Here is a 19,680-nt window from a genome sequence, read left to right on the forward strand (position 1 = left end):
GTATATGAAAAAAGTATTTGTATTCGTAAGCATTTTCTTTTGTTGTTTCCTTTATAACGTTAAGGAAGGGTTTGCTGCTAGTCCAATGAAACCTAGTTTTGAAGTAAAGTTATTATTGAAGCCAGAACAAGTATTAGGTGATAACAAAGAGATGAAGCAAGAGGTGTTAGAACATTTCCAGGCTGGTACAAAATATGAAAGAATACAAGTGCAATTTTTAGATACTGCGAATAAAAGTTTAAGCGAGGAAGGTTGGTTTGCTAGAATTCGAAAGAAAGAATTTAGTAAAGATTTTGAACTAACATATAAAAAAAGATATCCTATTCCAAATGGTGTAATTCAAGATGCACTAGAAGTAGCTAAAAAAGAAGGATTCGATAGTAATACGGATAGTTATGAGGCGGAAATAGATTGGGGATTTGAGAAGAAAACATTAAGCATTTCAAATAAGAAAAGTTACAGTGCTAAAGGATATGGAATACTTGATTTACCAAATAAACAAGCTGCTCAAAACATGTTAATAGAAAAATTACCAGGGAAAATGAACAAATGGTTGTATACAAATTGGGGAGAAGAGATGTTAAAGAATTCCCGTATTTACGGTCCTGTATTAATGAAACGATATACAGGAGAGTTTGAAAACATAAAAGCAAATATTGAAATTTGGCCATTAAGTAATACAGGAAAATTAGAAGATGACTTCGTAATAGAAGTGTCATTTAAAACAAATGAAGAAAGTATTGCGACAAAACAAAGGGAATTATTAATGGCGAGTTTAGAGAAAAAAGGCTGGTTGTTACCGAAAGATAGTTTGAAGACAGAGCTTATTTTTCAGTAAATAGTAAAAAGGAATCCATATGCCATGGATTCCTTTTTATATATGAGTATTAAGCTAAATCAGCTGACACGAACATATCACTATTTTGAAGGTTTTTAGAGCGTAAACTATAAGCAACTACCTTCTTTTTATATTGTTTTACAACATCAACATGCTCTTCATGACTATAAATATAAAATGTAAAATCTTTTTTACCACGTTTTGCATGGATAATTAAAGGAGTGCCTTCATTATGGGGTGGTGCATAATAGCGATCTAAAAATAAACCTTCGTTAAAATCATGAATAATTTTTGATTTCTGTTCGCCTTCTACGTTATTTCCATGAATTGTAATAGTCACATTCTCTTCTTCAAGTTTTGGATGTGTTTCGTACTTGCTAATAATGGATTCAATAACAGTGTTAGGAAGGCTAGAAACGATAATTTTAAATGCTCCAAATACAACTAACATTACAATAAACCAAGTCGTCATAGTATATCATCCCCTTTATTCTATTTAATAATATAACTCATATGGTAATAGTACATATGGTGAAGTTTTGTATAATTTGTGAAAAATATGCCATTTTCACGAACGAAATGTTAGAAAAATCAATTTTGTTACAAAAAGTTGAAATCGAAGTATTTTAAAAGAAAAAGGTTTATAATAAAAATATAACTAATAACCACATTACTAATTATAAGGAAGTGTAACTATGGGTACTGTAGCAATCGTATATGGTATTATTCTTTCCACAATTATTGTTTTGTTTTTCGTTGGGGTTTCACGTTATATTCATAAATGGAAAGAAGGCGTTGCGAAATTAAATCACATTGAAGAAGAACTTAGTGATTTAATGTTACATCATGGTAAGTAAACATTTATTTTTTAACTAAACAATGTGAAGAATATCACAAAACGTGCTTTCCTAATGAAGGCATGTTTTTTTGTTGTTTAAGAAAAGAAGTATTTTTGTATAAATAATCTAATTATTACTTAAAAAGGGAAATTTATTTAGTATAATATATAATATGTTTATTTTAGGGGGAGTATCATGAGGGGATTAAAAGTTGTTGGAATTATAGCTGGAATTACTATAGTAGGCTGTATAGCTTTCTTTTCAGTGAAGGAATATGTCAATTCCAAAGAAGACTCTAATTATGTGCTAAATTACATAAAAGAACATAAGGATGATAAAACAACTTCTTTAATTGTTAAAAGAAATGGTGAAACATTGACATCAATAAATGAAAAAGAAAAATTACCGCTAGCAAGTATGTCGAAAATCGTTATAGCAATTGAATATGCTAAGCAAGTAGCTGAAGGGAAAATAAGAAAAGACGAGCAAATTTCATTGAAAGAATTAGAAAAATACTGATGGTGGTGCACACCCTGCATGGCTAGATGATGTAAAAGTTAAAGAGTTAGTGAAGGGTGGTCAAACTTCTTTAGAAGAAGTAGTGAAAGGAATGATCCATTATAGTTCGAATGCGAATGCATCATATTTATTAGACAAGCTTGGAGCAGCGCGGATAAATGAAAGTTTGAAAGAGTTAGGCTTAAATAGTCACGATGAATTTTATCCAACGTATACAGGGGCATTATATATGAGGGGCTATGTTGAAAAAGAACTGCATATTCCTCAAAATAAAGCATTGGACAAGCTACGTAATATGTCTAATGATGAATATGTTAAGCATGTATGGCAAATACATGAATGGATGAAAGACGAGAAAGAATGGACAAAACGCGAGATATCTTTAAAAGCCGATATGGACTTTCAGCGTATTTGGTCAGATCGGTTTATAGGTGCAAATGCGAAGGATTACATGAGTTTACTGGAAAAGATAAATAGCAGAAATTATTTTACACCACAAATGCAAGGTGAGGTTGAGAATATATTTAAAGGAACCGTAGGAGAGGGTATGTTCGAATTTGCTGGACAGAAAGGTGGTTCTACTGCATTTGTATTAACAAATAGTTTCTATGGTACTGATAAAAAAGGGAATAAGATTGAGATTGTCTTTATGATGAACAATTTGAGTGAAAAAGCATTTGAAAAACTTCTAAGTAATATGGATTACTTTATTCGAGATATTGTCATAAGTGAGGAATTCAGAAATAAATTATAATGAAATAATTTTATTATGTAAACAAAGGGGCACTTATGAAAAGTGCTCTTTTGTAATACAGGATTTTCCAATCTTATTATTGAATATAGATGGAAAATAAGAAAGGAGGTTGAAAAATGACAACAATATATTTCGTTCGCCATGCCCATTCTACATATACAAAAGAAGAACGGGAACGACCTTTATCTGAAAAAGGGCACTGTGATGCAGAGAATGTAACACATTTATTAAAAGATAAACATATTGATGTTGTTATTTCTAGTCCGTACAAAAGAGCAATCCAAACTGTACAAGGAATTGCGAATACATATAAATTATCAATACAAACAGAAGAAGATTTGCGTGAAAGATTATTGAGCACAGAGCCAGTATCAAATTTTAATGATGCTATGCAGAATGTGTGGGAAGATTGGAGTTTTGCATACGAAGGCGGAGAATCGAATGATATCGCACAAAGGCGCGCTGTAATATGTATGCAAAATATATTAAAACAATATGAAGGTAAGAATATTGTAATAGGTACGCATGGAAATATTATGGTATTACTCATGAATTATTTTAATTGGAAATATGATTTTGAGTTTTGGAAAACACTTCATATGCCTGATGTGTATAAATTAAATTTTGATAAAAATCGTTTCATTTCTGCTGAAAGAATAGAGAAAACAGGTCATCGGTTAAATATTTTGTAAAAGTTTATCAAAAAAAGAGGAAAGAGAGAAGTTATTGTAGAAGTATGACTTTGTAACATAAAAAATATATGTTAAAGGAGGCTGTTTACATGTTTGAGAAAGAGAAAGAAGGGCTTATTGAAGTTCAAAACGTATATGAAATTGCACCAGAAGATGGAACAATCATTGGTATGGCAACGGAAGAAGAAATGGAAATTGCTGCTGAACTAGAGTTACAGTACTATGCCCATTCTCGTTTGTTAGAAGCAAATATTCAGTTAGACGGTTCCTCCTACAAAGAGTTACTTCAGGAGTTCCAGGAGTACGAAAGAAAATCAATGAGCTTTTGGCGAGCGATACATAAACGTTTAGCTGTGCCATGGGCGTGGGTACTACGTATTGATGTTGCGAATGGCCCTATATATGTAAGTAATGGAAGTTCATATTACGAAGAAATCGATGATGAAGAAGATTATGAATAGATAAGTAAGGAAGCAGCTTTAGTTGCTTCCTTTTTTTATTTGTAAGAAATGAATCGCCTCAATAATAATATCTGGTCGATCATTTTCTATACCGTGACTAGCATGTTCGGCAAGAATATATTGGCTGTTAGTTGAGAGGTGTAATTGTTCGTGAATTAGTTCTTGCCACATTGCTTCAAGTTGTGTTGCTTCCTCTTTTGGCATGCCACCATTAGTCAATTGAGTAATAGAATATTGAGGATCTCTACCGATAACGATTAATGGTATTTCTAATGTTTTACATAGCTCTTTTAGTGAGAGAGCACAGTTTTTCCACTCCGATAGTTCAGAAGCTGTCGCTTTATATAATGAAGGCGAGGTAGAGAATTCAATTTGCTGTTTTGATTGATCGGTGAGAATAGGTTTTAGTTCGTTATAAAGTGTGTCTACATCCATTTTTGAATACATATTATATTTTTGAAACCAAACATCATCAGAATCAGTTTGATCAGAAATTGGTAAATGAAGTTCATCTAAACGGTGTAAGTTCATCGAAGTAGAATCAACTAAAATAAGTGCTTGCAGCTTATCTTCATGTAACATCGCAAAATGTTGTGCACATAATCCTCCATAGGAATGACCGATTAGAATAAATGGTTCTTGAATAGCTAGTTTGTTTAGTAACATATGTAGCTCTTTTGTAACTTGCCTTATTGTACGCGGCTGATTGCCTAAATCACTTTTTCCGTAACCTGGGCGATGGTATGAAACAACTGTAAAGTGCTCTGAAAGCTTTTTTATAATAGGAAACCAATCATAAAATGAGCAAGTCATTCCGGTTTGAATGACTACAGTTTGTTTATCATCTCCTTTTATATGTACTTCTATATTTTGCCCCATTATTTCTACAAATTTATGAATGTTAATTCCTCCTAAGCTTGAAATAATTTTTGACAAGCAAAAACGATACACCAAACACCTATACCAAGTAGGACAGATGTACTAAGTGTAAATGAATTTTTTAAACCAATATAGACAATAAATAATAGTAGTGCTGATGCGGGGAATCCATATAATACCCCTAAAGCAAATTGACTCAATTCTTGTTTATTTCCGCCTTCGAATGAAATCCAAAATAAACTAAGTAAACTCACGAGAGGAAGGGAAGCAATAAAGCCACCTATCGTACTGTAATGTTTAGCGACTTCAGTGATAACGCCGATAATAAGTGCCGAAACGATTATTTTAACGAGGAAATGCATATTTTGCCTCCTTCGCTAATAAGGAAAATGCTTTTTCAATTAATTGTTGTTCTTCTGTTGATAACTGTGATTCTAATATTTTTATCTTTTCTTTATCTAGTAAAGTATGTTTTTCTAATACTTCAATTCCTTCAATTGTTAATGTAAGGTTTACCACTCTTTCATCTTTTTTATTTCTCTCTTTAACGATGAAACCCTTTTGAATAAGGCGTTTTATATGTTCAGATGCTGTGTTATGAGAAAGACTAAGCTCAGTAGCGACTTTTCCAATTGTTATATCTTTCTCACAAGAAACGATTTGTAAAATACGAATTGCTTGGTGGGAAAGGTTGTCCTCGTATTCGTATCGTAAGTGATAATAAATGCTCTCCCAATGTTGATTAATGTTGTACATAATAATAAATCTCCTTTTTATATCGTATAGTAAGATATATTCGTGATTTCAGAAATAAAACCCTTTTATTTGGATAAAAAATGTTGAAAAAGTTTATTTTTATTGAAATATAAGGTAATCTATGTGTAAAGGTATACATTTAGCAAGAGAGAGGATGATAGCTGTGAATACATTCAAATGGATTAGTCATGAACAGATGTATGTAGATGAAATACATGTTGAAAAATGTGGTCCTCTTTCAGTCGGCGTATATGGGGGAAATCAAGAGAGTGATGCATATGAACGAGGAGATGCGGTGCTGGCTTGGTGGGATCCTGAATTACAATTTGAATTTGTTATGATTTTTGATACACATCACAAAACAAAAAATATAGATTATATAATAGAAGCGATTTCGGAAAGAAAAGAAAAACTAAAAGAGTTATTCTCATATCCAATACATTTAGCTTTCCATCATACACATATGTACTTATTAGCGTTATTTACAGATGAGTTATTTATTAAAAAGTGTGATCAAGATGATGAGGAACTCGCTTGCTTAATTTGTTTACGAAAAGGCGAATTTTTATATTGGTTATCAGTTGGTGATTGTTTCGCGTATTTATTCCATTCTGAGAAAACGAAAAATGGAAAAGGACGATTAAATAAACGGAAGAATTACGAATATATTGGCAGGAAAAATATTTTTGCAGCAAATACACCTTGCTTTACGTCAGGTGTAAGAGGATTAGAAAAAGGAATGAATCACATTGTAATGGCAACGGACGGTATTTTAGAGTGTGACAAACGAAGGTTTGATGATGATCAATCTTTAGTAGAAATATTACACGACGGAAATAGCTTGCAGATTGAGCCCGTATTAACAAATGTACTGCAGTGGAAAGGTAGAGACTGTGCCACGATTATTGGATGGTCTATTGATACTGATAATAAACAATGTGCTAATTAATATAAAAGGAGTTCAAGGTTTTTATCCTTGAACTCCTTTTTGTTAAGCAATATGGATGTGATATGTTTTTAACCATTCATTTACTTGTAGCATATACTCCATGGCACTTCTTGCCTCAAAATTGTTAATCTCTTTATTACTTTGATCAGCAATTGAAAGTAAGATGGAATGGTTAATAAGTGAGAAAATAGGATTGTTTTTATTGTTACACATATCAAGTGTTAAATTACGGATTGTTTGTAAGTAGAGTGGATCTTGTGAAGTTGGATAAGCGCTTTTTCTTCTATTGCGTACATCGTCAGGTAAAGCTGGTTGTAGTGCTCTACGTAAAATGCCTTTTTCAATATTATCAATACTTTTTATGTTGAAAGGAACATTCCATAAATATTCAACTAATCTATAATCACAAAACGGTACACGAACTTCAAATCCAACAGCCATACTCATGCGATCTTTACGGTCAAGTAAGAAAGGAAGGAATCTTGTTAAAAATAAATAAAACATTTGACGTTGTTTCGCGAATTTTTTACTTTCGCCTTCAAGGGTAGGTACTTCAAGTATCGCCTCTTGGAATCGTGTATCAATATAGTCTTCTAAATTACATTGGTTGCTTACTTCATTTAGTAGAAGAGGAGATGTATTTTTCCAATTTGTTAGCCAAGGAAACTTATCTACATATAGTAGTTCTTCTTGATGAAACCAAGGATATCCACCGAATACTTCATCAGCCGATTCGCCGGATAAAGCTACGGTCGCATCTTTTTTCATTTCGCAAAATAGTAAATATAGTGAAGTTTCCATTTCACCAGCACTCGGTAAATCTTTTGCATGAAGGGGAACGAATAAGTGATTTGCTAATTCTTCAGCATTCACAATAATATCATGATGCGCTGTCCCGACATGTTCAGAAACGCGTTTTACCCAAGGAGCGTCTAAACCAGTGCGAGCAAATGTCAGTTCGAAATCTTTTGCGCTATTTACAAAGTCAACAGAATACGTATGAAGTGTTTTATTTTCAGCAGCAAATTCTTTACCCGCAAGTGCAGTAATACCGCTAGAGTCTAATCCGCCTGATAACATACAAACGAGAGGAACATCGGCAATTAATTGTCTTTTTACTGTATCTTGTAAAATAGATAAAATATGCGAAGATGTATCTTCTATAGAGTCTGTATGGAACTTACTTTCTAAATTCCAATACTTCGTAACTACTTTTTTATGACGTGTAAATGTTATAGAATGTCCAGCACGTACTTCTTGAATATGTTTAAAGACGCCACATCCTGGAGTGCGAAATAAGCCTAATCCAAATATTTCATTTATTCCATTCGCATCAATTTCAGCAGGGACAGATGGATGCGCTAATAATGCTTTAATTTCAGAGCCGAAAATAATACTGCCATTTCTTTCTGTAAAAAAGAGTGGTTTTACACCTAAATGATCTCGTGCTAAAAACAATTGTTGCTTCTGATCATCCCATAAGGCAAAAGCGAAAATTCCGTTTAAATGTCGTACGCAGTCTTCTTTCCATTCTAAATAAGCATGTAGTAATACTTCTGTATCTGAATGGGTTTCAAATGCATGCCCACATTTTTGAAGCTGCTCTCTCAGTTCACGGAAATTATAAATTTCTCCATTATAAGTAAGAGCATACGTATAATCACCAGCACGAAATGTCTTAGGCTGTGTCCCGCCTTCTGGATCAATTACAATTAAACGCCGGTGTGCAAAGGCCGCATGAGGTGAAAACCAAAATCCTTCAGCATCCGGACCACGATGCTGAATACTATTTGCCATCTTTTTTAAAATAACATGTTGATTTGAAAGGTCTTCTTTCCAATCTACCCAACCTGTAATTCCACACATACACATCTCATCTCCTAAATTAAAATAGTAGATTAATGAAATAAAATGTACACCAAGTTAAAAAGTGACTATATAAATAGTGTACTACATGAATTAAATTACAGACTTGAGAAAATTTTCTTTGAACGCATAGTTATGTGAGACAATGGTTAAGGGAAAGTATTCCAAAAAATAAAAAAGATGAGAGAAAAAAATTTCTCAGACGTTATATAGGGTGTAAAAGCTTTTACAAAACAATAAGGGGAATCGCTACATGAAATCAAATGAGAAAAAGTTTATAAAAAGATTACAGCGGCAAAAAGAAGACGCGTTAGAATTCGTTGTCGATACATACTTACCACTCATAAAGGGGATCACACATAAAGTTCTACTTCCCATTCAAAATGATGGACTCATAGAGGAATGTATAAACGATATATTTCTTTCCATTTGGAATAACGCAAATAAATTCCATGGAGAGCCGAGTGATTTTAAAAAGTGGATTGCAGCGATTGCGAAGTTTAAAGCAATTGATTATTACCGGAAATCGACTAAAACAGTAGAAATCATTTCAGATGAGTTTCATATCAGTACAGAAAAATCAGCAGAAGACGAATTAATCGTTATGGAAGATAGGGAAGAATTATTGAAGCTCATTAATCAATTAGAACCGCTAGATCAAAAGGTGTTCATTATGAAATATTTACTTGGTATGAAGACAGAGGAAATAGGTGACAAGTTAGGATTAACTCGGGCAGCAATTGATAATCGAGTGTACCGGGGGAAAAAGAAACTACAACAAAATGCTACGAATATTAGTTTTGGAGGTAGTGCAATATGAAAGACATTTATGAACTATTAAATGATATTGATATAGATGAAAAAGAACTAGAAGAAATTGAGGCTTCTGAAATTGAAAAGGAAAAAGTAAAACGAAATGTAAAACAATCGATACGTACGAAGAAAAAGATGAAAAGTTGGAAGAAGGGTGTCGCTGCTGCATCAATTTTAGTAGGGTTATCGGTTGCAACTCTTGGTATCGGTTTTCCTACATATGCCGGGGGATTGCCAATTGTCGGTGACATATTCCGATTTTTAGATAATGGTAGAACGGGGTTATATGAAAATTATAAGGAATTTTCGACTGAGTTGAATATGACAAAAGAGAGTAATGGGGTTAAGGTTACAATTAATGATGTAATTTCTGATGGCAGAACATTATCTATAACGTATTCACTGGAAAGTGAGCAGGACTTAGGGGAGGATCCTATCATATTAGGTGGATTGGATATAATGGACGCTCATGGTAGTTCAGGCAGTGGTAAAATGACTAAAGTTACTGAAAAAAAGTATGTAGGTATGGTAACAACGACGCATCATGATAGCAATAAAAAGGACAAAGTAAACTTTAGATGGAATATAGAGAGAATAGAGATGCCAGATAGGAAAAAATCAATACAAGGTAATTGGAATTTCGCGTTAACTGTAAAATCAGTGGATAGTAAAGAGAGAACAATTGGTGGGAGTTCGGAAAAAGAAGGTATAAAAGCAAATATGGAAAAGGTCGCAATATCGCCAGTTTCATTTATTCTTTATTACAATCAAGAGGTTTCTAAGGGCGCGAGGAAAGAATGGGATAGTGTAGATGTTGAATTGACGGTTAAGGATGATTTAGGGAATATTTATTCGGGTGAAGGAAATGGGGGAAGTGGCAACGATCCTTACAATATCCATTGGAGTGCCACCTTCCAAAAACTAAACGAAAATGCAACAAAGCTTATCGTTACACCTCGCGTGCACTTGCGAGTACATACACCTGAAAATCATGGTGGAGTAGAGTATGTGAATGGGAAAGAGAAGAAAATAGAAGTGCCGAAAAAAGAAGCGAAGAGCAAAGATATTGTGTTAGATGATATTGTCATTGATTTAAAGAAATAAAAGAGAGACTGCCTAAAATCATTTAGGCAGTCTTTTTTCGTTAAGAACTAGTGACGAATAGTGCATGCGGATGCTGCGTTTTATACTCATCTTTCCACGGAATGTTTAGTTGTTCCCACGATTCGCCGCTATCATTGGATTGAAAGACGCCATTGTTATTTAACGTGTAAAACGTATGTGGTTCGGCTTCGTTTGTAGCAAACATCGAAATGACTGTACCGATTGCAGATGGTAGTCCTTGTTGTACTTGCTGGAAAGGAGTATCTTTCGTTTTTCGATAAATATAAGACTCATAAGGGATACGATGATGAGCGAGATCAGCACTTGGCGCGGCAGAAACGAGAATCGTATCACAATCAGCTGGATCAATAGCCATGCTGTATAAATAATGATGTTCAAGTCCTGCACTACATGAGATCCAGCTGTTTCCATTGTTATAACTCTCAAGATAAGCACGATCAGGTCCGCCCATAAATCCGTCACCACATGATGCATAAAGGCGATTTGGTGCTTCAGGGTGCATAAGTAATTGATGAGCATCGATAGGAGCACCGAATTTTTTATCAATCCATGTATGCCCTTTATCATTACTTTGAATAACAGCACCAGCTTCGATTGAAACGTGTATTGTATTAGGGTTGTTTGGATCAACTGTAATCCAGCGTACGTGATGGGTAAAAGGTCTAGGCGGGAAAGCCCATGTATAAGAAGATAATAATGATTTCATATTTTTAAGTTCAGTCCACGTTTCACCACCATTTTCAGAGCGAAATAAAGCGCTCGGTTCTGTGCCGACATAAACGACCCCATATCCGTTAACTTGTTCATTTGAGCTTATTGTTATGGAAGTGATAGAGGAGTGCAAAATACCATCTTCTTTAGGGAAATCAAAGTAACGATAAGAATCTCCAATTGGTCTCCATGAATCCCCACTATCGTCACTTAACCATAGACCTCGTCCAAATGTTCCGCAATATACACGATTCTTTTGAAATGGATCAACAGCGATACAGGTAGGTTGCATATTTTGTAAGTGATAAGTCGTTTCATAGTTATCATTGTGTTCTTTCACTACAACAAGTTCACGTTCCATACAGAGAAATAAACGTTTCATTTAAGTAACCTCCTTAAAAATTCTTTCATTAGTAAACAATATGAAAATAAAAAAGAAGTAGTCTTGTTTTATTTGAGAAAAAGGGATTGTTTAAAAAATAGCGAAGTGTGTATACAGAGGAAGCGGGCGTTTACAATCAGTCGATTCGGGATAAACACGGGGAGTTTGTTTCATACTAACATACAGATATTGTACTTAAAGGAGTATAAGTATGGGACATTCGCATGATCATGGTCATTCAAAAAATAAAAAGGCGTTACTAATTGCCTTCCTACTAACAACAAGTTTTATGATTGCAGAAGTTGTTGGGGGATTTGTAACAAATAGCTTAGCACTACTATCTGACGCGGGGCATATGCTAAGTGATGCAGTATCTTTAGCTTTAAGTTTACTTGCGTTTAAACTCGGAGAAAAAACAGCAACAACTGCGAAAACATACGGGTATAAGCGAGTCGAAATGTTAGCAGCATTATGTAACGGTGTCGTTCTTATTGTCATTTCGGTATACATTTTTATTGAAGCAATCCGTCGTTTTAAAGAACCAGTTGAGATTGCTAGTAATGGGATGCTCATTATTGCAGTCCTTGGTCTGCTTATTAATATTTTATCAGCTTGGATATTAATGAGAGGCGGAGATGTGAAAGGTAATTTGAATTTAAGAAGTGCTTTCCTGCACGTACTAGGCGATCTATTGGGTTCCGTCGGAGCGATTATTGCTGCGTTACTTATTAAATTTTTCGGATGGACTGCTGCAGATGCGATTGCTAGTATTCTTGTGTCTATTTTAGTCATTATTAGTGGATGGCGTGTAACACGTGATACGGTTCATATATTAATGGAAGGTGCACCACAGCACATAAATGTTGAAGAGGTAAAAAGTACATTATTAAATATTCCGATTGTCAAAGAAGTTCATGATTTGCACATATGGTCTGTCACATCGGATTTTCAAGTATTAACTTGCCACTTGATTATTAAAGGGAATGAAACGCAAAGTGTATTAAAAGAGGCTACGTATGTATTAAAGGAGAAGTTTCATGTAGAACATGTCACCATTCAAGTAGAAATAGATGGTGAATTTCATCACGATGAGACAACTTGCAAAGTATGAAAGAAAAAGGATAAGAAAAAGTGTCATAACATTTTTCGCACGGCATACATATATATAATGTGGCCACAAATACTTTGCAAGGTAAATATTTCATGAAATTACTTTACTTATAAAGAGTCATCTTTTATAATCAAAAGTGGTAATTGATAAAGATTATCATTTTCAATGATCGTAGAAAGGAGTTTTTTAAAAGATGAGTAGTCAACTCCGTTTTGCTGTTGAAAATCGTAAGAGGCATTTAATTGATGAGTTAATTGGAGCAGGTGTGTTTAAGATTCGCGACCGACAATTATACGAGCTGTCTTTAGAGGAATTGGAAAAAGAGTACGAAGATATGGAAGATTATGCAAATATTCAGGCGTAGCTATATAGATTAGTAAAAGGAGAGCTGGTTACGATTTTGTGTAACCAGCTCTCTTTTTATTTCGTAGAAATTATTTTTTGTATTTCTTTCATGGGACGGAGCCAGTTTTGGGTCATTATTTGTTCCATTTGTTTTTCGTCCTGCTTCTGTAATGCTTGAATGATAGAGTGATGTTCTTCAATAGATTGACTTGCTGGAACAAAGTTTTGGAAAAACAAATATTCAAGACGTAAAACGTGAAGTTGCATATTTTCTAGAAAGGGTTCAATATATTGGTTTTTAGCAATAGAAGAAATTGTATTGTGGAATTGTATATCTAATTTTAAAGCTTGTTTTGCGTTTTTTTTCTCTATAGAGTGCTGAAAATGATCATTTATTTCAGAAAGTATTTGAATATCAGTGTCTGTAATGTTTTGAAGAGCTTGCTTTCCTATAATAGAGTGAAGACCAGCCATCGTTTCATAAATGATAGATACGTCGTCTAACTTAATAGGAGCAATTTTCGTTTTTTGCCCTGGTACCATTTCCACTAATCCAGAAAGCTCTAATATTTGAAGTGCTTCCCTTACAGGTGTTCTGCTTACTCCTAGTGCCTCAGCCAATTCCCCATCATTAATTTTTTCATTGGGCTTCAGTACACCTTCAATAATCCAATTTTGTAGTTGATTTAAAACGAGTGATTTTGCTGAAATTCTTCCTGGTTTTTTATAATTTTGAGGGACAGGCATAGTGAATTCAATCCTTTCATTGTATATTTTCCTTTTTTGCATGAACAAGCTTTAATTTTTGTTTCCCTTCATCCGGTTTTTGGCTTAAGATGAGCACCATTACAATGACACAAAAAGCGCCTAATAACTGAAAAGATTGAAATGGCACGTGCAATATAAGTACAGAAGAAATAATAGCTGCGAGTGGTTCTGTGCAACCAAATAATGTTGTTTCTTTCGGAGTCAGGTATCGTATGCTGTCTAAGTATAAATAAAAGGCAATAAGTGTCCCGAAAATGACGACAAATATGATGAGCGGTAGGGTACTTAGTTTTACATATTTCATAGTTGATAATAAAATGAATTCGTTTGTAGAAATAAAGTGTACAATCGTTACACCAATACCCCCAATAATCATACCCCATCCAACGATAACGGAGGAAGACCATTTTTCTAACAATTCCTTTGAATATAAACTATAAAAAGCGAGAGATAATCCAGATAAAATACCCCAAATAATAGCTGGTGTAGAAACAGCCAAGTTATGAACAGACCCGTTTGTTAGTAAGAGAAAAGTGCCTACTAATGAAAGGGTAATTGAAATGAAATCAATTTTTGATGGACGAACGTTCCATTTGAAAAGTAAGTATACAGTGATGAATATAGGAGCTAAATATTGTAATAATGTTGCCACGGCAGCATTTCCCTCTTTAATTGAAGCGAAATACGTATACTGTACAGCAAGCATACCGAATAGACCAAACAAAATCATTTTAATAGCATCAGATTTTTGTTTCCAAATGCCAAATATCTCTTTTTTTCTCGTTCCGAATGAGGAAATAATGAGCAAAATAATTCCAGATATAAGTAAGCGGATCGTAACTAACCATTCGGTTGAAACATTGTCATATTGAAAAAGCTGTTGTGCAGCTGTACCAGACAAGCCCCATAAACAAGCACCGATTATGACCATTATAATTCCTTTTAATCGATTTGAATCCATATGATTTAAAATTCTCCTTTCTAAAAATATAAATTGAATACAATATGCAATATATCACAGAATAACTCGTTAATAAACTGAAATTTCTAATTTTATTTTTTTTATGTATAGTAAAATATTGTAGAGGAGGGGGAGTATATGTTAGCTGGATTTTTAGTTTGTTTATTTGTTGGGTTACTTATCATTTTTTTAGGGTATCAAATACATGTGAAAAAGAGGTTGTTTTTGTTAGCAGGATATCAAGAAGAAACGTTTGTTGGAGATAAAAATAAATTAGCGAAGCTTTCAGGAGCATTTTCTTATATAGTTGGAGTTGCTACTATAATATTACCGCTTGGCTTAGAAAAAATAGGTAATGTAGTTGGTATCGTATATGCTATATTAATTGTTTTAGGTACAATTGTATTCATAATTAAAGCAAACCTATTAAATAAGAGTGCTATAAAGTAAAAAGGCTTCATTCTACTGAAGCCTTTTATTAATTATTATGAAGTATAAGTAAAAGCCGGAATAGGATCAATAAATGTATTCCACTTTTGTCCCATTTCCTTTTCTGTTAATAGACAATCATCTAATGATTGTTCAATCACAGAACGATTCATATCAATACCGATAAATACGAGCTCAGTTATTCGATCTCCATATCGCTCGTCCCAGTTTTTTAATACTTCTGGTTCTTCTGCAATCATTTGATTTCTTTCAGTTTCAGGTAATGCGGCTATCCATTCACCGGCTCCTTGAATTGTAATAGAGGAACCTGCTTGAGATAGAAGCCCTATCATATTATTACGAGATGCCAGCCAGAAGAATCCTTTCGCTCTTACAACATCTAAAGGCCATTTTTCTAGCCAATTCATAAGGCGCTCGGGATGGAAAGGATATTTGCGGCGGTAAACAAAGGAATTGATACTGTATTCTTCCGTTTCCGGTGTATGATAGTCACTATTTAATTCTTGTATCCAGCCGGCCGATTGACTGGCTTCTTCATAATTAAATAGATTTGTGTTTAAAATTTCTTGTAATGGTACTTTGCTAAACGAAGATTCAAGAACTTTTGCATTAGGATTTAATTTTTTTAGTAAATGATGAAGCTCTATCACATCTTCTTTTTCTAGCAAATCTATCTTATTAAGAATAATTACGTTTGCAAACTCAATTTGATCTATTAATAAATCAATAACTTCCCGGGTATCATTCTCATCGATTGCTTGTTTTCGGTCTAATAAACTTTCTCCATCTGCAAAATCATCCCAAAATCTGTTTGCATCTACAACTGTAACCATCGTATCGAGGCGACAATTTTTCGTTAAATCAATGTTAAGAACTTCGTCTGTATAAGTAAACGTTTGAGCAACTGGAATAGGCTCACTTATACCAGAAGATTCAATAATAATATAGTCAATATCACCATTTTCCACAAGACGATTCACTTCTATCATTAAATCTTCTCGTAGTGTACAACAAATACAGCCATTTTGAATTTTTACTAGTTTTTCCTCCGTACGTGAAAAACCACCCTTTTTTATAAGAGATGCATCAATGTTTACTTCGCTCATATCATTAACGATAACAGCTACTTTTAAGTTATTCTTATTAGTCAAAATGTGATGTAGTAAGGTAGTTTTTCCAGATCCTAAAAAACCACTTAATACAGTGATAGGTACTTTTTTCATGAAATGATCTCTCCTTTAAATCGTAATGATTACGTTTTATGTTAAACGATAGGAAAAGAAAAAGCAAGAATAAATCATAATGATTACGATTTAAGAATAGAAATAGACTATAAAATTTGTGCTGTAGTATGGAGCATTTGGACAAGCACATGTTTACATATAAATAAAATGGAGGCGAGAAGCTTGGTCTTTAATAGAGTTTCAAAAGAATTAGTAGGCATAGCTCTTATCGCTATGTTTCTCTTTTTATTATTTTTTGTAGATTTTACAAGTCTAGCAAATTTGCACAAAAATATGCCACAGGAATGGTTGAATGTGAATACAGTATTTTTAAGTATCATTTTTGAAGCAATACCCTTTATTTTATTAGGGGTAATTGTTTCTTCATGTATTCAAGTGTTTGTGACGGAAGATATGATTCAAAAAGTACTGCCGAAATCTCCGATTGTTGCAATGATTCCGGCAGTATTTGTGGGAGTTCTTTTTCCAATGTGTGAATGTGTCATTATACCAATTGTAAGAAGGCTCATTCAAAAGGGGTTACCACTTCATGTAGGCATTGTTATTTTACTGAGTGCACCCATTATGAATCCAGTTGTTCTTTTATCTACTGTATATGCGTTTCCAAAAAATGATTACGTTGTATATGCACGCTTTGGGATAACAATTTTAGTTGCTCTATTCATAGGTCTAATTGTGTATTATTGCTATCGCGAAAGAAATGTTTTAAAAGATGTAGAGGTTTCAGTTCAAACAAGCAATAAAAAGAGTTGGAAAGATGTTATGAATCACATTGTAGATGAGTTTTTTGATACTGGTAAGTATTTATTGATTGGTGCTTTTTTAGCAAGTGTATTTCAAACGTTTTTTGATCGGAATGTACTGGATGCAGTAGCACATAACGAAGTAATTGCCCCCTTTATTATGATGGGATTTGGTTATGTTTTATCAATTTGCTCTGCAGCCGATGCTTTTATAGCGGCATCTTTTGGACATGTTTTCTCGGTAAAGGCACTTCTCGCATTTCTTGTGTTTGGGCCTATGCTTGATATGAAAAATACGTTAATGCTATTTGCATATTTTCAAAAGAGATTTGTATTCTTTTTGATAGGAATTGTCATTATATCTGTGTATACCATCCTGCAAATCATAATGTTATAGGAGGTGAGAAAGAATGGGGAAAGAGGAGCAGAAGGCATATCATTGCTATATTCGTGGCATTATTTTAATTGGTTTAGCAATGCTCTTATTTAAACTACTTGTAACAGGGAATATTTATAATTTTATCGCTCCAAAAATGATCAAATTTACGTATATAGCTTTTGTAGTAATTTTAATTTTTGGTATTGTACAAGTTTGGAGAGATGGAAGAGAAAAACAGCATGATTGTAATTGTTGTAAACATCATACAACATCAAAATCAGGGATAAAAAGTTTCTTTGTATATGTTTTATTTGTCGTTCCGATAGTTAGTGCTTTTCTCTTTGGAAGTGTAACAATTGATGGAAGTTTAGCAGGAAAAAGGGGTATGAATCAAAGTGTACAGTCGAGAAGTCTAGAAAGGAACGAAAAAGAGGGGAAACAGGTTAAGTTTGATGGGCGAGAAGTATCAGTTGATCCAGAAGAAACATCAAATTTAGCAACGACTTATAAAACGGAAGAGCAAGTAGTAAAAAGTATGTTAGGACAGCGTAAACTACAAGTAAAGGATAAGGATTATGTTCAAACAATGAATGTAATTGGTCAAAATGTCAATTGGTTTAAAGGGAAAGAAATTACATTCTTAGGGTTTATATATAAGGATAAAGATGTGACGGGTAATAAAGCAGTAGTGGCTCGATATGGTATAACTTGTTGTATTGCGGATGCATCAGTCTGGGGGATGATTGTTACCGGGAAAAATATTGAAAAAATTCCAGAAGAAACATGGGTGAAAATAACAGGATTATTAGATGAAACGACATATAAAGGAACAGTCTTTCCACTTGTAAAAGTAAACAAAATCGAGAAAATTAATAAGCCAACTGACCCATATGTATATGATGCTTTACCTCAATAGAAAAGAATAAATTCTTCATATTTTCATGAAATAGAATCATAATCATGGCAATAAAAAAATAAAGATAAGAGTAATTTGGTTTGTTAAAAATATGTGCAGAAGGAGTTATGCGATGAACTGGGTTACTCATAAACCATCATTTGAATTTGAAACATTTAGTCCTATTATTCGGTCACAATCTGCGTGGAGTGGACATTTAGATTTTGCATATGACTTAGTACGATTTGAAAAACCGGAAACTTTAGTTGAGTTAGGTACACATCTAGGTGCTTCTTTCTTCAGTTTTTGTCAAGGAGTAAAAGATGGAGGGTTATCGACTAAATGCTTTGCAGTAGATACTTGGGCTGGAGATGGGCATACAGGTCCATATGGAGAAGGGGTTTTTCAAATAGTAGAAAAAGTAGTGAGCGATAACTACCTTAATATAGGAAATTTAATTCGATCTACTTTTGATGATGCTGTAGACCGGTTTCAAGATGAAACGATAAATCTGTTGCATATTGATGGCTATCATACGTATGAAGCTGTTTCTCACGATTATAATACATGGCTACCGAAAGTCGCGAAAAACGGTATTGTATTATTTCATGATATTGAAGTTAGAAGTGGTGATTTCGGCGTGTATAAGTTTTGGGATGAGGTAAAAGCGAAGTGCCCTCATTTTCAATTTGCGCATTCATATGGACTGGGAGTGTTATTTCCGAAGGGTTGTAGTGATAAGTTTGAGGAAATACTTAAAAATAAAGAAGAAATACAAAATATGTATAAATAAAGATAGGGCATACATCATTTTAAGGATGTGTGCCCTATTTTTTGCGTAGAAAATAATGGTGTGAATTAAAAAGTTAAGATAGTTGTAAAAAGTTTTGTTGCAGCAAATATTAAAAAAGTTAGTATGGGATTGTTCCTTGTAAATAAAGTGAAGCTTTAATATGTTCATATCGATTCGGAATTTTACAGTAGTTAATTTCTTACCTAAGTGCTTTGCACTTACTGAATTTTAAGGCGGAGGTCTTATTGGCCGAAAATATCGGGATAAATAAAAATACAACATTTTTTATATTTTTCATTGCGAAAAACGTAATCTACTTTTACAATAGAAAGGGTTGTGAATATATTATACTGGAAAAATAAATCGAAATAATATGAAAATTTTGTTTTGTCTTCGCTAATTGTATA

The 19,680-nt window shown here is 33.6% G+C and carries 23 protein-coding genes and 1 pseudogene; 15 read left to right on the forward strand and 9 right to left on the reverse strand.

Annotated features, from left to right (window positions below):
* Positions 1–4 precede the first annotated feature (4 nt).
* Complete coding sequence (locus DN401_RS02695; RefSeq protein ID WP_000755315.1) at positions 5–838, forward strand: hypothetical protein; 834 nt, start codon at positions 5–7, stop codon at positions 836–838.
* Positions 839–887: 49 nt separating this feature from the next.
* Here DN401_RS02695 and DN401_RS02700 read toward each other — a convergent pair whose 3' ends face one another.
* A complete protein-coding gene (locus DN401_RS02700) occupies positions 888–1,310 on the reverse strand; it encodes a YfmQ family protein (RefSeq protein WP_000214586.1) in 423 nt (140 codons plus the stop codon).
* A 41-nt stretch (positions 1,311–1,351) separates the two neighbouring features.
* On the opposite strand from DN401_RS02700, the gene DN401_RS02705 reads away from it, so the two are divergent.
* The 5 genes and pseudogenes from DN401_RS02705 to DN401_RS02725 all read left to right on the forward strand — a co-directional run bounded on the left by DN401_RS02705 (position 1,352) and on the right by DN401_RS02725 (position 4,103).
* On the forward strand, positions 1,352–1,468 hold the full coding sequence (locus DN401_RS02705; protein WP_001987133.1) for a hypothetical protein: 117 nt from the start codon (positions 1,352–1,354) through the stop codon (positions 1,466–1,468).
* 65 nt (positions 1,469–1,533) lie between these two features.
* Positions 1,534–1,695: a hypothetical protein gene (locus DN401_RS02710; protein WP_000537554.1), complete on the forward strand. Its 162-nt coding sequence runs from the start codon at positions 1,534–1,536 to the stop codon at positions 1,693–1,695.
* 177 nt (positions 1,696–1,872) lie between these two features.
* A pseudogene (locus DN401_RS02715) lies at positions 1,873–2,950 on the forward strand (serine hydrolase).
* 116 nt (positions 2,951–3,066) lie between these two features.
* Entirely contained in the window at positions 3,067–3,642 is a 576-nt protein-coding gene (locus DN401_RS02720) for a histidine phosphatase family protein (RefSeq protein ID WP_146718391.1), read from the forward strand.
* Positions 3,643–3,731: 89 nt separating this feature from the next.
* Positions 3,732–4,103: a hypothetical protein gene (locus tag DN401_RS02725; protein WP_000461779.1), complete on the forward strand. Its 372-nt coding sequence runs from the start codon at positions 3,732–3,734 to the stop codon at positions 4,101–4,103.
* A gap of 18 nt (positions 4,104–4,121) precedes the next feature.
* Here the strand turns inward: DN401_RS02725 and DN401_RS02730 are convergent, their stop codons facing one another.
* Genes DN401_RS02730 through DN401_RS02740 form a run of 3 tightly spaced genes read right to left on the reverse strand, consistent with a single transcriptional unit; the run spans position 4,122 to position 5,738 of the window.
* On the reverse strand, positions 4,122–5,054 hold the full coding sequence (locus DN401_RS02730) for an alpha/beta fold hydrolase (RefSeq protein WP_149287502.1): 933 nt from the start codon (positions 5,052–5,054) through the stop codon (positions 4,122–4,124).
* Positions 5,015–5,344 carry a DUF3147 family protein gene (locus tag DN401_RS02735; protein ID WP_000545609.1) on the reverse strand — a complete coding sequence of 110 codons (330 nt, stop codon included), beginning with the start codon at positions 5,342–5,344 and terminating at the stop codon, positions 5,015–5,017. Before DN401_RS02735 ends, DN401_RS02730 begins: the two co-directional genes overlap by 40 nt.
* On the reverse strand, positions 5,328–5,738 hold the full coding sequence (locus DN401_RS02740; protein ID WP_149287503.1) for a MarR family winged helix-turn-helix transcriptional regulator: 411 nt from the start codon (positions 5,736–5,738) through the stop codon (positions 5,328–5,330). The genes DN401_RS02735 and DN401_RS02740 overlap by 17 nt, the downstream gene beginning before the upstream one ends.
* Positions 5,739–5,859: 121 nt before the next feature.
* On the opposite strand from DN401_RS02740, the gene DN401_RS02745 reads away from it, so the two are divergent.
* The gene (locus tag DN401_RS02745) at positions 5,860–6,687 is read left to right on the forward strand and encodes a PP2C family serine/threonine-protein phosphatase (RefSeq protein WP_002040904.1); all 828 of its coding nucleotides are present in this window, start codon (positions 5,860–5,862) and stop codon (positions 6,685–6,687) included.
* Between the two features lie 42 nt (positions 6,688–6,729).
* Here the strand turns inward: DN401_RS02745 and asnB are convergent, their stop codons facing one another.
* On the reverse strand, positions 6,730–8,553 hold the full coding sequence (gene asnB, locus DN401_RS02750; RefSeq protein ID WP_086692843.1) for an asparagine synthase (glutamine-hydrolyzing): 1,824 nt from the start codon (positions 8,551–8,553) through the stop codon (positions 6,730–6,732).
* 253 nt (positions 8,554–8,806) lie between these two features.
* Here asnB and DN401_RS02755 point away from each other — a divergent pair, with 253 nt between their 5' ends.
* Both DN401_RS02755 and DN401_RS02760 read left to right on the forward strand, forming a co-directional pair.
* Complete coding sequence (locus DN401_RS02755) at positions 8,807–9,373, forward strand: sigma-70 family RNA polymerase sigma factor (RefSeq protein WP_086692841.1); 567 nt, start codon at positions 8,807–8,809, stop codon at positions 9,371–9,373.
* Positions 9,370–10,470: a DUF4179 domain-containing protein gene (locus DN401_RS02760; protein WP_003312848.1), complete on the forward strand. Its 1,101-nt coding sequence runs from the start codon at positions 9,370–9,372 to the stop codon at positions 10,468–10,470. The genes DN401_RS02755 and DN401_RS02760 overlap by 4 nt, the downstream gene beginning before the upstream one ends.
* Before the next feature lie 40 nt (positions 10,471–10,510).
* Here DN401_RS02760 and DN401_RS02765 read toward each other — a convergent pair whose 3' ends face one another.
* Positions 10,511–11,584, reverse strand: coding sequence for a WD40/YVTN/BNR-like repeat-containing protein (locus DN401_RS02765; protein ID WP_000825299.1), 1,074 nt, complete (start codon positions 11,582–11,584; stop codon positions 10,511–10,513).
* A gap of 211 nt (positions 11,585–11,795) precedes the next feature.
* On the opposite strand from DN401_RS02765, the gene DN401_RS02770 reads away from it, so the two are divergent.
* Positions 11,796–12,695, forward strand: a complete 900-nt coding sequence (locus tag DN401_RS02770; RefSeq protein ID WP_000510034.1) for a cation diffusion facilitator family transporter — start codon at positions 11,796–11,798, stop codon at positions 12,693–12,695.
* A gap of 193 nt (positions 12,696–12,888) precedes the next feature.
* Positions 12,889–13,059, forward strand: a complete 171-nt coding sequence (fbpA, locus tag DN401_RS02775) for a Fur-regulated basic protein FbpA (protein ID WP_000098302.1) — start codon at positions 12,889–12,891, stop codon at positions 13,057–13,059.
* A 56-nt stretch (positions 13,060–13,115) separates the two neighbouring features.
* Here the strand turns inward: fbpA and DN401_RS02780 are convergent, their stop codons facing one another.
* Both DN401_RS02780 and DN401_RS02785 read right to left on the reverse strand, forming a co-directional pair.
* Complete coding sequence (locus DN401_RS02780; RefSeq protein ID WP_149287504.1) at positions 13,116–13,787, reverse strand: GntR family transcriptional regulator; 672 nt, start codon at positions 13,785–13,787, stop codon at positions 13,116–13,118.
* A gap of 16 nt (positions 13,788–13,803) precedes the next feature.
* Positions 13,804–14,769 (reverse strand): DMT family transporter, encoded by a 966-nt coding sequence (locus DN401_RS02785; RefSeq protein ID WP_000378077.1) that lies wholly within the window; start codon positions 14,767–14,769, stop codon positions 13,804–13,806.
* A 138-nt stretch (positions 14,770–14,907) separates the two neighbouring features.
* On the opposite strand from DN401_RS02785, the gene DN401_RS02790 reads away from it, so the two are divergent.
* Positions 14,908–15,219 (forward strand): DUF3784 domain-containing protein, encoded by a 312-nt coding sequence (locus tag DN401_RS02790; RefSeq protein WP_000879375.1) that lies wholly within the window; start codon positions 14,908–14,910, stop codon positions 15,217–15,219.
* 35 nt (positions 15,220–15,254) lie between these two features.
* On the opposite strand, the gene DN401_RS02795 is transcribed toward DN401_RS02790, so the two are convergent.
* Positions 15,255–16,442: a GTP-binding protein gene (locus DN401_RS02795; RefSeq protein WP_149287505.1), complete on the reverse strand. Its 1,188-nt coding sequence runs from the start codon at positions 16,440–16,442 to the stop codon at positions 15,255–15,257.
* A 168-nt stretch (positions 16,443–16,610) separates the two neighbouring features.
* Here DN401_RS02795 and DN401_RS02800 point away from each other — a divergent pair, with 168 nt between their 5' ends.
* From DN401_RS02800 to DN401_RS02810, 3 genes are all read left to right on the forward strand, one after another.
* Positions 16,611–17,603 carry a permease gene (locus DN401_RS02800; protein ID WP_171287437.1) on the forward strand — a complete coding sequence of 331 codons (993 nt, stop codon included), beginning with the start codon at positions 16,611–16,613 and terminating at the stop codon, positions 17,601–17,603.
* Between the two features lie 13 nt (positions 17,604–17,616).
* Entirely contained in the window at positions 17,617–18,501 is an 885-nt protein-coding gene (locus tag DN401_RS02805) for a TIGR03943 family putative permease subunit (RefSeq protein WP_000513979.1), read from the forward strand.
* A 112-nt stretch (positions 18,502–18,613) separates the two neighbouring features.
* Complete coding sequence (locus DN401_RS02810; RefSeq protein WP_001104669.1) at positions 18,614–19,273, forward strand: class I SAM-dependent methyltransferase; 660 nt, start codon at positions 18,614–18,616, stop codon at positions 19,271–19,273.
* Positions 19,274–19,680: the final 407 nt, after the last annotated feature.

Origin of the sequence: Bacillus sp. BF2-3 (assembly GCF_008368795.1) — a bacterium.
In the GTDB taxonomy this organism is placed as follows: Bacteria; Bacillota; Bacilli; order Bacillales; family Bacillaceae_G; genus Bacillus_A; species Bacillus_A cereus.